This is a genomic window from Faecalicatena faecalis (assembly GCF_012524165.2).
Lineage (GTDB): Bacteria > Bacillota > Clostridia > Lachnospirales > Lachnospiraceae > Faecalicatena_A > Faecalicatena_A faecalis.
In genome coordinates this window covers 316,386-329,610 of sequence record NZ_JABACJ020000002.1, presented here as the reverse complement: position 1 = coordinate 329,610, position 13,225 = coordinate 316,386, and the positions used below count along the sequence as shown (strand labels likewise).

At 45.7% G+C, this 13,225-nt stretch carries 15 protein-coding genes; 10 read left to right on the top strand and 5 right to left on the bottom strand.

Annotated elements, in window-relative coordinates:
- Positions 1-153: 153 nt before the first annotated feature.
- The 3 genes from HGO97_RS04135 to HGO97_RS04125 all read left to right on the top strand — a co-directional run bounded on the left by HGO97_RS04135 (position 154) and on the right by HGO97_RS04125 (position 1,870).
- The gene (locus HGO97_RS04135) at positions 154-711 is read left to right on the top strand and encodes a hypothetical protein (protein WP_216239744.1); all 558 of its coding nucleotides are present in this window, start codon (positions 154-156) and stop codon (positions 709-711) included.
- Between the two features lie 32 nt (positions 712-743).
- Positions 744-1,334 carry a glycerol-3-phosphate acyltransferase gene (locus tag HGO97_RS04130; RefSeq protein ID WP_216239742.1) on the top strand — a complete coding sequence of 197 codons (591 nt, stop codon included), beginning with the start codon at positions 744-746 and terminating at the stop codon, positions 1,332-1,334.
- Between the two features lie 101 nt (positions 1,335-1,435).
- Complete coding sequence (locus HGO97_RS04125) at positions 1,436-1,870, top strand: GNAT family N-acetyltransferase (RefSeq protein ID WP_216239740.1); 435 nt, start codon at positions 1,436-1,438, stop codon at positions 1,868-1,870.
- An 8-nt stretch (positions 1,871-1,878) separates the two neighbouring features.
- Here HGO97_RS04125 and HGO97_RS04120 read toward each other — a convergent pair whose 3' ends face one another.
- On the bottom strand, positions 1,879-2,349 hold the full coding sequence (locus HGO97_RS04120; protein ID WP_216239737.1) for a MarR family winged helix-turn-helix transcriptional regulator: 471 nt from the start codon (positions 2,347-2,349) through the stop codon (positions 1,879-1,881).
- Between the two features lie 169 nt (positions 2,350-2,518).
- Between HGO97_RS04120 and HGO97_RS04115 the strand changes: the two genes are divergently transcribed.
- Entirely contained in the window at positions 2,519-4,264 is a 1,746-nt protein-coding gene (locus tag HGO97_RS04115; RefSeq protein ID WP_216239735.1) for an FUSC family protein, read from the top strand.
- Positions 4,265-4,421: 157 nt separating this feature from the next.
- Here the strand turns inward: HGO97_RS04115 and HGO97_RS04110 are convergent, their stop codons facing one another.
- Together HGO97_RS04110 and HGO97_RS04105 are read right to left on the bottom strand one after the other, a co-directional pair.
- Positions 4,422-6,482: a DHA2 family efflux MFS transporter permease subunit gene (locus HGO97_RS04110; protein WP_216239733.1), complete on the bottom strand. Its 2,061-nt coding sequence runs from the start codon at positions 6,480-6,482 to the stop codon at positions 4,422-4,424.
- Positions 6,469-7,029, bottom strand: coding sequence for a TetR/AcrR family transcriptional regulator (locus HGO97_RS04105; protein WP_216239731.1), 561 nt, complete (start codon positions 7,027-7,029; stop codon positions 6,469-6,471). Before HGO97_RS04105 ends, HGO97_RS04110 begins: the two co-directional genes overlap by 14 nt.
- A 287-nt stretch (positions 7,030-7,316) precedes the next feature.
- Here HGO97_RS04105 and HGO97_RS04100 point away from each other — a divergent pair, with 287 nt between their 5' ends.
- The 6 genes from HGO97_RS04100 (at position 7,317) to HGO97_RS04075 (ending at position 12,048) form a co-directional block, all read left to right on the top strand.
- A complete protein-coding gene (locus HGO97_RS04100) occupies positions 7,317-7,892 on the top strand; it encodes a DUF554 domain-containing protein (RefSeq protein ID WP_216239729.1) in 576 nt (191 codons plus the stop codon).
- 197 nt (positions 7,893-8,089) lie between these two features.
- On the top strand, positions 8,090-8,665 hold the full coding sequence (locus HGO97_RS04095; protein ID WP_216239727.1) for a biotin transporter BioY: 576 nt from the start codon (positions 8,090-8,092) through the stop codon (positions 8,663-8,665).
- Between the two features lies 1 nt (position 8,666).
- A complete protein-coding gene (bioB, locus tag HGO97_RS04090; RefSeq protein WP_216239725.1) occupies positions 8,667-9,641 on the top strand; it encodes a biotin synthase BioB in 975 nt (324 codons plus the stop codon).
- Positions 9,634-10,329, top strand: coding sequence for a dethiobiotin synthase (gene bioD, locus HGO97_RS04085; protein WP_216239723.1), 696 nt, complete (start codon positions 9,634-9,636; stop codon positions 10,327-10,329). The genes bioB and bioD overlap by 8 nt, the downstream gene beginning before the upstream one ends.
- On the top strand, positions 10,326-11,525 hold the full coding sequence (gene bioA, locus HGO97_RS04080) for an adenosylmethionine--8-amino-7-oxononanoate transaminase (protein ID WP_216239720.1): 1,200 nt from the start codon (positions 10,326-10,328) through the stop codon (positions 11,523-11,525). Before bioD ends, bioA begins: the two co-directional genes overlap by 4 nt.
- Before the next feature lie 166 nt (positions 11,526-11,691).
- Complete coding sequence (locus tag HGO97_RS04075; protein WP_216239718.1) at positions 11,692-12,048, top strand: molecular chaperone Hsp90; 357 nt, start codon at positions 11,692-11,694, stop codon at positions 12,046-12,048.
- A 104-nt stretch (positions 12,049-12,152) separates the two neighbouring features.
- On the opposite strand, the gene HGO97_RS04070 is transcribed toward HGO97_RS04075, so the two are convergent.
- Together HGO97_RS04070 and HGO97_RS04065 are read right to left on the bottom strand one after the other, a co-directional pair.
- A complete protein-coding gene (locus tag HGO97_RS04070) occupies positions 12,153-12,437 on the bottom strand; it encodes a hypothetical protein (RefSeq protein WP_216239717.1) in 285 nt (94 codons plus the stop codon).
- Positions 12,438-12,450: 13 nt separating this feature from the next.
- Positions 12,451-13,221: an ABC transporter permease gene (locus HGO97_RS04065; RefSeq protein WP_216239715.1), complete on the bottom strand. Its 771-nt coding sequence runs from the start codon at positions 13,219-13,221 to the stop codon at positions 12,451-12,453.
- Between the last annotated feature and the right edge of the window lie 4 nt (positions 13,222-13,225).

The following is a 13,225-nucleotide window of genomic DNA, read 5'->3' as shown; positions in this document are numbered from 1 at the left end:
GGAAAAATCAGACCATTGTATTTTAAGTATTCTCTTTTCATAAATTATGAACTAAAAAGTAGATATCAATCATTATCCCATTATGATATACTTGACAGTGTAAGAGTAACAAGCTATCTCAAAGCCTTTACACACAGACGGGAGGTAAGGTAAATGAGGTCTGACCTAAAATTTTTTGTTCAAGGTAACATTTTACTCGTGGTATGCTGTGCTTTTTATCTGGCATGGTGGTTGATTGCATTTAAGCCGGAGGGCGCTGTGAAAGGCATGAAGTCCGGCTGGCTGCTGATCCCGGCTGCCGCGGCAGGAATCCTGGCTGTGTATAAAACGGTGAAAGGAATTTCCAACGTGAATATGGCAGAGGCTTCTGTTTCAACCCTGCAGATCTGTGTGATTGGGCTTGTTACATACTTTATTCTACTGATTGGAACCGGGCTTCTGATGAAACGTCCGGTTACAACAGAGCTTCTTTTGATTGTCGGCTGGATAACGATGGCTGCGGCGGAAATTAACGCATTGGGCGCGGCAGATATATTTACGAGGGGCGAAACAGTTTCGCTTGTTGCGATATCCTTGGGGTTAGCAGTCATTTCCCTGATCTGCTATCTTGCGTATTACAGGCTGGATGCGGTGAAAGGTTACTTTGACGGTATGGTTCCTCTGATTATGGCGGCAGTGATGTCGGTTATGCTGCTGATAGCCATGCGGTAAGAGGAAGCCGGTGCGAAAGGAGCGCGAATGCTATGAAATATCTATGCCTGTTCATCGGATACTGCTTCGGCAATTTTTTGACCGCAGAGGTGGTTGCAAGAAAATATACAGGAAAGCATGCAGCCCAGATTGGAAGCGGAAATCCGGGTATGGCGAATATTATGGCAACTGTCGGGAAAAAGCAAGGTTTTATCGTACTGGGCGGGGATTTTCTCAAAACTGTACTGGCATTTGTAATTTCCTGGCTGATAGCCGGAGATGTCTTAAAAAGAGATGTCATACTATGGAGCGGATTCGGAACACTTCTGGGGCATAATTTCCCGATATGGAATAAATTCCGGGGAGGAAAGGGCGTGGCGGTTACCTGCACCTGGCTGGTCGTGTTCATGCCGCTGTGGGGAACTTTGTGCTGTGTTGCCGGAGGCATCGTTACACTTGTTTCCGGGTATCTTCCGCTTGGTGCGGTGCTGATCGCACTGCTTGCGGTTCCTGCTGCCTTATTCACGGAAAATAATACAGCTGCAGGATTAATGCTGGTGTCCCTGGCGATTATGATTTATAAGCACCGGCACGGGTTAAGGCGCATCATGAATGGAGAGGAAGAACGGAAGTTCAGGAAATAGCTTTGCTCCTTGTTAAAGGATTTCGGTGAAGCATTAAATTTGATAAAGGGATGATAGCTTTAAGAGCTGCTAACAGATTGTGGTATTGGAGGAGAGAAAAAATGGTAAGAAAAATTGAGCAGAATGATATACAACAGAATGAGATATATCAGATCATGCAGATTTGGCTGGAGGGAAATATAGAGGCCCACGATTTTGTGCCAAAGGACTATTGGATATCTAACTATCCATTGGTACAGAAACAGATTTTACAGGCAGATATTTATGTATATGAAACAGACGGTAAAATACAGGGCTTTGTTGGTATGATAGACGATTACCTTGCAGGAATTTTCGTGGATCGAAACTGTCGCTCGTTTGGAATAGGACATCAGTTGTTAAATCATGTTAAGAGTATTCATCCTGTTCTGGAGCTGCATGTCTATCAAAAGAATAGACGTGCAGTTGAATTTTATTTGGGAGAGGGATTTTCAGTTACCTCACAAAGTGTAGATGGTGAAACGGGGGAACTAGAATACACCATGTCTTGGGGATAGGATTCTGCCTATTTTAATTTTGGCAGAATCCTATCCAATACTTCCATCGCATCATTCAACTGCATCAGCTCTTCCATAGTCAGCTGTTCCTCCAGCATCTGGATGAACCCTGTATTCTTCAGATAATATTTATCCAGATAGGAGACCGCCTTGGGGGTGAGGCGGATTCGGATGGACCTGCGGTCCTCTTCATTATTCACTCTCTCTACAAACTGATGGGTGCTGAGTGTATCAATCAGCTTGGTTACCTGCTGCTTCGGGACCTTCAGCTGCTGGGCAAGCTGCTTCATGGTCATAGTGCCGTTCATTCTCAATGTCTGCAGACAGTAATAAGTCTCCAGGCTCATCTCCCTGTTCAGGGTATCTTTAAAAGGGCGCACCAGCTTGGCATGCCAGTTGGGCATGACTCCCAACAGGTTCTTCACAAAATTTTCCGAAATTTTTCCCGTCGTTTTTTTCTCATAAATTTTTCCCGTCATTTTTTCTCTCCATTGACAAATGATTTTGAAAATGCTATCGTAATAAATTAGTAAATAAAATATGACTATCGTATTTATAATACTAATTTAGCCTGCCCGGGGACCGTTTTTATAAAAGCCGGCGGCAGGCACGCAGCTGTGCTGCAGACTAAAGGAGGCAGTCGATTCAATGAAACACATAAACTTAAAAATTCCCAAAGTGGTCCGTCATAACTTTCGCTTTGGTACGTTAAACTTTCTTTTTATTATCCTGTATGTAAATGTATTCCAATTCATCTTCGGACCTGAAAATTCCATAGTCGGCGTCATTTTTACCATTATGATGTCGGCTTCTATGGCACGTGACCTCACAGCCACACCGTTCAGGCATTTCCTCATCCAGGCACTTGTCCTTGTATGGATGGCAGTTGCCGCCTTTCTGGTGGGCATGTTGTCTGCGCCATGGTCGCTCTGTGTCAATTTTATCACATTACTGCTCATTTTGTATGCATTTACTTATGAATATTCCAATCATTTGTATTTTCCGTACATATTGTCCTACCTGTTCCTTGTGTTTATTTCGCCAGTCGACGCATCTGGGCTGCCCAGACGAATCATTACCATGCTGGTGGGAGCACTTTCTATTATCCTTTATCAATGGTTTATGGGAAGAAAAAGAGTGGTGGAAACTGCCAGAGATGTCCTTACGGAAATGATTGATGATGTATGCGGGGCAGCTTCCTGTAGATTGGAAGGGACTGTGGATCAGCCGGATACCGGTAGAATCCGGAAGCTGCTGTGCCGTCTTTCCCATACCGTGTATGAACGCAGGAAGAATGTGCTGAGTATCTCGGATGCCAGTTTTTCCATGATTGCGGCTGGCCGGGGGCTAGAGCATATGCTGATTCTCATCCAGGAACTGCCGGAAGAGCTGTCGGCACAGGAAAAAGCGATTCTTGAGTATGTTTCAGGACAGCTTAAGATATATGAGGCTTTCCTTCAGGCAGAGACGGAAAGTCTTCCGCCTGTGGATGAAACAGTGTTTGCAGGATATGAAGAGAAGAAAGTGGTACGGCTCTTTTATCACGCCCTTCTTTATACCCGTGACAGACTTCTTCACATGTCAGACCCGAAGAATAAGACCCATTATAAAAAGACGGCTCTCTCCATGAAACTGCGTCTGGAGACCGCTCTGGATTTCAGTACTGTCCGGGTTGTCTATGCAGTCCGTGTGGCACTGCTTCTATCCCTGGTGACTCTGCTGGTGCAGACTCTGGCGCTTCCTCACGGGAAATGGCTGCTCTTTACCCTGGCTTCGGTATCTCTGCCCTATGCAGACGATGTGCCTGTAAAAATAAAAAAGCGTGTGCTGGCGACCCTTGCAGGAGGCCTGGCATCCGTACTCATTTATTCCCTGGTTCCTTCTCTGGCAGGCAGAACCGCAGCCATGATGATTTCCGGATATTTATCCTTCTATTTTACAGACTATGCACAGACCTTCGCCTGCTCTACCATCGGAGCCCTTGGCGGTGCCGTGTTTATGGGAGCGTTTGGATTTGAACAGGTAGGGGGAATGTTCCTGATCAGGATCGGGTATATCCTGGTGGGCGTCCTGGCAGGATATCTGGTAAACTGCCTGATTTTCCCATACAGCAGGGCGCAGGCTACGATGCAGTTGTGGAGAAAATATACATCCCTGACAGAGCTGCTTGCAAAAATCTGCCGCAAACAGCAGATGGATTCTCAATTATACTATAATCTGATGGTACAGGTTTATCTGCTGGAGGAAAAGCTGACGCAGAATGCATCGCTGGAGAAATGGAAAATGTTCCCGGAAATTCTGGCCGAGTATCAGGAGAAGATCCGCCATGCCCACAGGAAACTGATTGCCGGACGTGCGGATGCACCTGTGTTTGATGCGGCAGACTTAAGCTGATCTGTGCCGCTTTCAAGGTATTGCAGGATTTCTCCTGTCTCTTAGAATGTCTTTGGAAAGTCGGGATATATGCCACGTGTCATCTGCATGAAAACTGGCTGCTGCAAAGTGAAATCACATTTTGCAGCAGCCAGTTTTTAGATCCGTCCTGATCCAGTTATGATTGATGTACTCCTTCCAGGATGAGTCTTACACATCCGTCGATTCCCAAAAGCGTGCTGTTCAGCACCATATGGTAGTTGGAAGGGCGGCCCCATGTCTGCCCGGTGTAGCGCTTATGGTGGAAGGCCCTTTCACTGTCTTTGCGTTTCATTACCGCATCAGCCTTTTCAGGTACAATTCCATATTCCTTTTCTATGCGTCTGCGTTTCTGGGTTGGGTCAGAGCAGATGAAGATGCGCAGACATCCGGGCTCATCTCTCAGGATATAGTCTGCGCACCTGCCGATAATGACGCAGGAACCCTTCTGTGCAATCTGCTGGATGACCCGCTGTTGTGCATGGTAGAGGCGGTCTGCCTCACTGAGATTCCCGGTATCAAAAAGATGGGTTTCAAAGACACCATAGCTCTGTGCGGCCCAGTCCCATGCAGTATTGCGAAGGGAGATTCTCTCATCCGTAGTTTCTACATAATCATCGGGCAGGCCGCATACCCGCGCCTCCATGGCGATCAGTTCCCTGTCATAAAAGGGAATTCCAAGGGCTTGTGCAGCTTTCAGCCCGATTTCCCGGCCTCCGCTTCCATATTCCCTGGCAATCGTGATGATGATATGTGGAGCCTGCTTTGACGACATTCCCTGCATGGAAGGAGCGGCGGACTCAGCAGTGCTGCTGCTTTCGGCAGTTACCACAGCGGCAGCTTTTCGGGGGCGCATTAAAACGGCACAGGCGATAAGAGAAGCCAGTACGATAACAGAAGTTACCAGAAAGGAAGTCTGGATTCCTTTCATATCTCCGCCTGTTTTTGCAGATGCGGACATGACGGCTACGAGAAGTGCGCTGATAATGGAGCCGCCGACCTGGCGCACGGTATTCATCAGAGCGGTTCCATGTGCTACAAATTTAGATTCCACAGAATTGACAGACCAGGTCTGCAGAGGCTGCAGAAGGGCTACAACGCCAAGCATACGGAATGCATAGATGATGATAATCATGATAAGGGGCGTCTTAGTACCGATAAACGAAAGACTGAATGTAGCGCCGCCAAGAAGGACAAGTCCTGCCAGTGACAAGAGGTAGGGCCCCTTTTTGTCAAGTATCCTGCCGCATAAGGGATTTAAAATGGCCAGGAAAAGTGCACCTGGCAGCAGGACCAGACCGGATATGGTGGCAGAGTAGTGCCGTAAATTCTGGATATAAATGGGCAGCAGGGTAGAAACGGAGAGCATGGAGCCATAGGCAAAGATCAGCAGGACTGTACCCAGGGTAAAATTCCTGTTTTTAAAGATCCTCAATTCCAAAAGAGGAGTCGAAAGCCGAAGCTGGCGGATGGCAAACAGTGCTACACATACGATTCCGATCAGAAGCGGTCCGAAGGTAAGCGGGGAGGAAAACCCATAATTCCCCTGATTGGACACACCGGTCAAAAGGCCGCAGAACCCGATGGTTGACATAACGACTGAGAGCATGTCCAGTTTCCCGTCTGAATGCATTTTTTCATCAGGAAGCTTGAGCAAGGCCAGAATGATTCCAAAGGCAGCCAAGACGCACATGATATAAAATATACTGCGCCATCCGAAGGCGTCTGCGACCCAGCCTGCAAAGGTAGGACCAAAGGCCGGTGCGAACCCGGTTGTGAGTCCCACGATGCCCATAATTGCACCACGTTCTTCTGGCCGATACAGTCGAAACGCCACGACCTGGGGAAGTGGAAGAAGAATTCCGGCGCCAAGTGCCTGTACCACACGGGCAAGGAGGAGCAGATACACGTTGGGCGAAAATGCGGCAGCCGCGCAGCCTACGAAAAACAGGGAGACAGATACCAGATACAGCTTTTTGGAAGAAAAATGTTCCATGAGATATCCGGTGCACGGGATCATGACTCCCATAAACAGCAGATAGCCTGTGGTAAGCCATTGCCCGATTCCTGCGGTAATCCCGAATTCTGTCATAATCCTGGGCAGTGACGCTGTCATGACTGTCTGGTTCAAGGAGCTGATGAAGGCTCCGATGATGATAATTCCGATAATCAGTTTCCGGTTTCCGTTATTCTTTTCCATTAAAAAACTCTCCCTTCAAAAGCCGGCATGCAATCTGCACGATCAGTTCTGTATCCTCCAGCCAGGCATTTTGCTGCCAGGTGCGGAGCAGTTGGAAAGTCAGGCCGGCAAGATAACTTTCCAGATAGGGGATTTCTTCTTGCGATGGGTTTCCTTTTTGGGCATAGGATGAAAATTCATTTCGGAAGAGATACACGTTGTTGGTTGCAAAAAGATAAGAGAGCTCATTATCAAACAGTACGGACAGGAATTTCTTATGTCCGCTCCAGAACTGGAAATAGGCTGTCAGCATCCCGCACATTGTATCCGGCAGGGGATGGAGCTCCTTTGTAAGCATAGAAAAGAGTTCATTAAGCGAGTGTTCCAGGATGTCCTCTTTCTGACTGAAATTTGTGTAAAAGGTCTGTCTTGACAGGCCTGCGCTGCTGGTAATATCTTCAATCGTGATGTCTTTTAACGGACGCTCAAGAAGCAGCAGGACCAGTGCCCTGGCCAGTGCTGTCCTGGAACGCAGCGCTGCAGGGTTTGTTGTATTTTTGTTGATCATTTTTTTCACCTCATTAAGAATTATAGCATAAGCGGAAAAGTTTTACAAATGTAAAAGTATTTGCGTGGTGATGATCAGATGGCGGTATTCTGTTTTCTGAGGATACAAAATGGAATCAGAGGTATTCGAAAAATGAATGTTGTATATTCAAAATTATGATTAGACAGGAAGAGTATTCTATTTTATAATAGTGATAAAATTTTGGCTGCACTGCTTAAAGAATCTTCTTTGAGCTGTGAAATCTGGGAAGATGCTTATGGGCAAATATTTATGACAAGAGGAAAGACATGAGGGGATTTGGTACGGTTATTAATGTGGCGGCCGTGATTCTGGGCGGAGGTCTTGGAATCCTATTAAAAGGCGGCTTAAAGAAAAGATATCAGGAGATCATGATGCAGGCGCTTGGGGTCTGTACGATTTTTATCGGACTATCTGGTGCACTGAAAGGCATGTTCAGTGTAGAAAATGGGGCTCTGGAAACATCCGGGACGATGCTGCTGATCGGCTCACTGGTCGCAGGTGCGCTTCTGGGCGAGTGGATTCAGATAGAGAAGTGGATGGACCATTTCGGGGAATGGCTCCGCAGGAAGGTGGGCGGAAAGAATGACAGCCAGTTCGTGGAGGGCTTTGTCTCGGCTTCACTTGTCATTTGTGTAGGCGCCATGGCGATCGTAGGCGCTCTGGAGGACGGGATGCGCGGTGATTATTCCATGCTTGCGGCCAAGGCGGTCCTGGATGCGGGGATTGTGCTGGTCTTCTGTGTTGGGGTGAATCTTGCATTCGGTAAGCGGTTCAGAGTTGGAAATATGCTCCCGGCCCTGCTTTTTACGGTACTCTTTGATGTGCTTGCAAAAATTTTATAGAGTAAATCGAAAGAAGGCGTCTGTCAGAATACAGCAGGCGTCTTTTTTGATGTCACGATGTCATAAGGAAGGTTCTATTCATAAACAGGAGAAATCAAAGCTGATTAAATGTAAACCATGAACAATAAATGGGTTGACAATCCAGAAAGAATCAGATAAAGTTGATTGTAAACAAAAAATGAAAAAGAGGTTAACAAATGATGAGAAATGTAAACGTGAGAGATATGACAATGTGTGCGATGTTTACGGTGCTGATTGCAGTCGGGGCGTTTATCCGGGTTCCGGTTCCAGTGGTTCCGTTTACACTGCAGTTTCTATTCACAATGATGGCGGGGCTGCTGCTGGGCGGGGAATTAGGCGGCATGAGCGTGTTGCTCTATGCAGTTTTAGGACTTGCCGGACTTCCTATCTTTACGGAAGGAGGCGGAATCTGGTATCTGGCTAAGCCGAGTTTTGGGTACATAATCGGCTTTATCATTGCTGCATATGTCACAGGAAGGATGACGGAACATATGGAAAAGTTCCAGATGAAGCGGGTCCTGGCGGCAAATTTTACAGGACTGCTGATTGTGTATGGAGTGGGAATGGCCTACTACTATTTTATTTGTAATTTTGTAATCGATACTCCAATCGGTCTGCGGCCGCTGTTTTTCTATTGTTTCGCGCTGGCTGTACCGGGGGATATCTGCCTGTGTATTCTGGCGGCGTTCTTATATAAACGGGTGAGACCTGCACTGCACAGCCTGAGATTGAATCAGAGAGGGGTAAGATAAGATGACAGTCGTTGAAGAAATGAAACAGAAAGTATTATCCGGAGAGTGGATCACACGGGAGGATGCAATCCGCCTGACAGGGGCACCGCTGGAGGAATTGACCGGTGCGGCAGATGAAATCAGGCAGAGGGTCTGCCAGAATGGATTTGATATCTGTACCATTGTGAATGGAAAGTGCGGGAAATGTTCTGAGGACTGTAAATACTGTGCGCAGAGTGTACATTATCAGACGGCATGTTCCGATTCCTATCCGCTGCTTTCTACAAAGGAGCTGGTTGAAGAGGCGAGACATAATAAAGAGCAGAATGTGCTGCGCTATTCCATCGTGACTTCCGGCAGGGCACTGTCAGACCGGGAAGTGGATCAGGTCTGTGAAAGCATACGGGCGATCCGGGAAGAGGTCGGAATCGAGGTCTGTGTATCATTTGGGCTCTTAAAAGAAGAGCAGTTCCGAAAGATTTATGAAGCGGGAGGGACAAGAGCACACTGCAACCTGGAGACTTCAGAACGGTTTTTTAAGGAAATCTGTACGACACATTCCTATCAGGACAAGCTTGAGACGCTCAAGGCTGCGAAACGTACGGGGCTTTCGGTCTGCTCCGGCGGAATCCTGGGACTGGGGGAGACGATGGAGGACCGCATCGATATGGTCCTGACAGCAAGAGAACTTGGAGTAAAATCCATCCCGGTCAATGTGCTGAACCCGATTCCGGGAACACCATTTGAACACCGCAGGGTGTTAACGAATGAGGAGGTCTGCCGCTGTGTGGCTGTCTTCCGTTTCCTCATTCCGGATGCATCCATCCGTCTGGCAGGCGGAAGAGGACTGCTGGGTGATCAAGGTGAGGCGTGCTTCAAAAGTGGAGCTAATGCAGCGATATCGGGGGATATGCTGACTACTGCAGGAATTAATATGGAAACAGATATGGAACTGTTAACGAGATTGGGATTTGAGGTGAAACTTCTAAATGACTAAGACATTATTTATTACAGGTACGGGAACGGATATAGGAAAGACTTATGTGGCAGGGCTGCTGCTGAAAAAACTCAAGGACTGCGGTCAGAATGCGGCATATTATAAGGCAGCGATGAGTGGAAATGAAAGAGACGAAGACGGGAAACTGATTCCCGGAGATGCCGTGTTTGTAAAGCAGACATCAGGGATTGCACAGCCGCTTGACGAGATGTGCCCGTACATTTATGAACACGCCTACTCTCCGCATCTTGCATCCAGATTAGAAGGGAATCCGGTAAAAATGAGCACCGTGAAAGACGGATTCGCCACGGTCTGCGGGAAGTATGATTATGTGGTCATGGAGGGCAGCGGCGGAATCCTGTGCCCTATTGATTTTGACCATGAAAAGATCCAGCTTGAAGATGTGATCCGTGAACTGGATCTGCCAAGCCTGATCGTTGCAGATGCAGGGCTGGGGACGATCAATGCGATGGTGCTGACAGTAGAATATATGAAAGCAAGAAATCTTCCTGTACACGGGATCATCCTGAATCATTTTCATCCGTCAGATGTGATGGAGGAGGATAATCTCAGGATGTGTGAAGCGATGACAGGTATCCCTGTAATCGCTTGTGTAAAAGAAGGGGATAAGGAACTTAAAATCAGTATGGAAGAATTAGACAGATTGTTTGAGGTGAAAGAAGCATGATATGGTATCCGTATGAACAAATGAAAACGATGAAAGATCCCTATAAAATAGTAGATGCTAAGGGCGTATATCTGTATACAAAAGACAATCAGATGATCGACTCAGTATCTTCCTGGTGGAGTGTGATCCATGGATACAAACACCCGGTCCTGACACAGGCGATCAAAGAGCAGGCGGATATTTTTTCCCATGTCATGCTCGGAGGATTGACACATGAACCTGTGCAGCGGCTTTCAGACAAACTGGCCGAATGGCTGCCTGGAGATCTGAACTACTGCTTTTTCTCAGATTCCGGAAGTGTAGCTGTTGAGGTGGCTTTAAAGATGGCTTTGCAGTATTACATGAACCAGGGAGACAGGCAGAGGACGATGACCTTATCGTTGACACATTCTTATCATGGGGATACCTTTAAAACGATGGAAGTCGGCGATGATGAAGATTACCACTTTGTCCTGGAGGCATTTGGTGAGAAAAAATATGTGGTGAATATCCCAACTGAAATCCAGGCACTTGAAGAAGCATTTGAAAAATATCATGATAAACTGAACTGTATGCTGGTGGAGCCGCTGCTGCAGGGAGCGGGCGGGATGCGTATGTATGATGTGTCCTTCCTTAAGCGTGCACGTGAATTATGCGATCAGTACGGTGTACTGCTGATTTTTGACGAAGTAGCGACCGGATTCGGAAGGACTGGCAACCGCTTTGTGGCTGATCTGGTCCTGCCCGACATCCTGGTCCTTGGAAAAGCCCTGACGGGTGGATATATCGGGCATGCTGCGACGATCGCAAATGAGAAGGTTTACAGAGGATTTTATGATGATGATCCGGAAAAAGCACTGATGCATGGTCCTACCTTCATGGGAAATGCGCTGGCATGCAGTGTGGCGCAAAAATCCATAGAGCTGTTTGAAACAGAGAATTATATGGAGAAAATCAGAAAAATAGAGGCGGTCACCCGGCGTGAGATGGAAGGATTTCAGGATGACAGGATAGCCGACGTACGTATGATGGGTGGATGTGTCTGCGTGGAAGTCAAGAACAGGGAAGATTTAAAAGGGTATCAGGAGTACGCTTATCAAAGAGGCGTATTCGCAAGACCGTTTTTGAATTATCTCTATGCAATGGTTCCTTATATCATAAAAGAGGACGAACTGATACAGGTACTGGATACGATGAAGGAATGGTTCAAAAAATAGAATTAAAGTTACCTGGAACATGGTAATCCAGTATGGTGATCCAAACTTTGCATCAAAACTTTGTTTTCCCCGCATTTCTTTACAAAACTGTGGCGGTATAGTACAATTTTACATAGGAAGCAGTTGTCTTGAATTTCCAAATACATGAAAAGAGAGGATAAGAAAGATGAGTGAAAATGCAAAAGAGTTCGTTGTTGAGAAAGTAAAGGAATTGATGAATGCAGCGTCCTGCTGCGCAGATGCGAAAGCAGCGGCACAGAGCTGGCTGGATGCCCTTGGAACAGAGAATGAGGCAGAGGCGGCTAAGAATCTGATTGCGGAATTGGAAGAGGATATCATGCCGATCGATGGGCTGATCGCTTTTGCAGATTCAGAAGCAGGTGCACAGGTATTCGGAGCTGAGAAGGCAAAAGAGGTAGCTGCCCACGCAAAAGAAATCAAGGCAGCAGGTGCAAAGTACTGTGATTGCCCGGCATGTGCGGCGGTGGAAGCAATCCTTGAGAAGAAGGAAGCAATTCTGTAGTATAGTAAAATGGATGCGGCCTGTGAAGGTACGATAAATGAGAATAATAAACCGTAACTTGTCAGTTCACTTTGATGTGATCCCAATAAGTTACGGTTTTTCTTTTACCCAAAAGTTGCAAGAATACCAAATATAGAAATTCCGATCATCAACACCCCTAATACAGAACTGATACATAGTGCTAGAATAGAAAAAACATCTCTTTTTCTCTTGTCTTTCACTTGTATAATAGAAAGAATAATAGCTGATAGAATTGAAATGATATTGAATACAACAAATCCTGTCTGTAAATTTCCTTCTATTTTAATATTTAAGATTGAACTCAGTAATGTTATAAACGGAAATAATGAAAGCACAAATGCTGTAATACTTAATGTCGATTTTTTCATGATATACCTCCTCCTATTTTGTTTCTTTTCTTCCAAATTGTTTAACTGCTGCCACTAGAGATATACAAGTCAATATGATTGCACACGGAATGAATGGGAATAATTGCAAGCTAGAGCTTATTTCTGCACCCTGTGTTGTAATGGTGTGCAACGCATCTGATACCATATAACCACTGTAACAGTATGGATAGCAAAACCATACAGGAGTATTTGCAACAAGCACTCCTGGAATGATTAGTAATAAATTAAGTCCGATTGATAATAATGGCTTTTCAAAGAATACAGTGATTGCCCACATCAATGAAATGCTTGGAATAGTTGTTAGGAACAATTTCAATGTCCATGATAATAAGTACATAACTGGTATTGTTTCTGTAACATTCATGACTGTTGTGGCGATAACTCCTGCTACGATAAATGTGATAAAGAAAACAGATAATTCAATCATCAAAAAGGTTAATAAAACGAAGAACTTAGTTAACGCAAGTTTCCCTTTTTCGATTGGTAAAGCCAACATTTTCAAAATTCCATTGTTTTGAATTTCTCTATTAGAAATCATTACACAGACGACTACCATTGTAAAAGGTAATAGATAATATCCAAACAATAGTGCGCTTTGAATAAACATTGCTTTCCAGGCATTTGTATATTCAGGGGTCATATACATACTCAAACTATAAACACCTGAAATCACCACCAACATTGGGGGAATGAAAAGCAAAGGAAATATCTTGGACCTTTTGACTTTTTTAAATTCAATTTTTGTTAGTTCTAAAATTGACATAAGC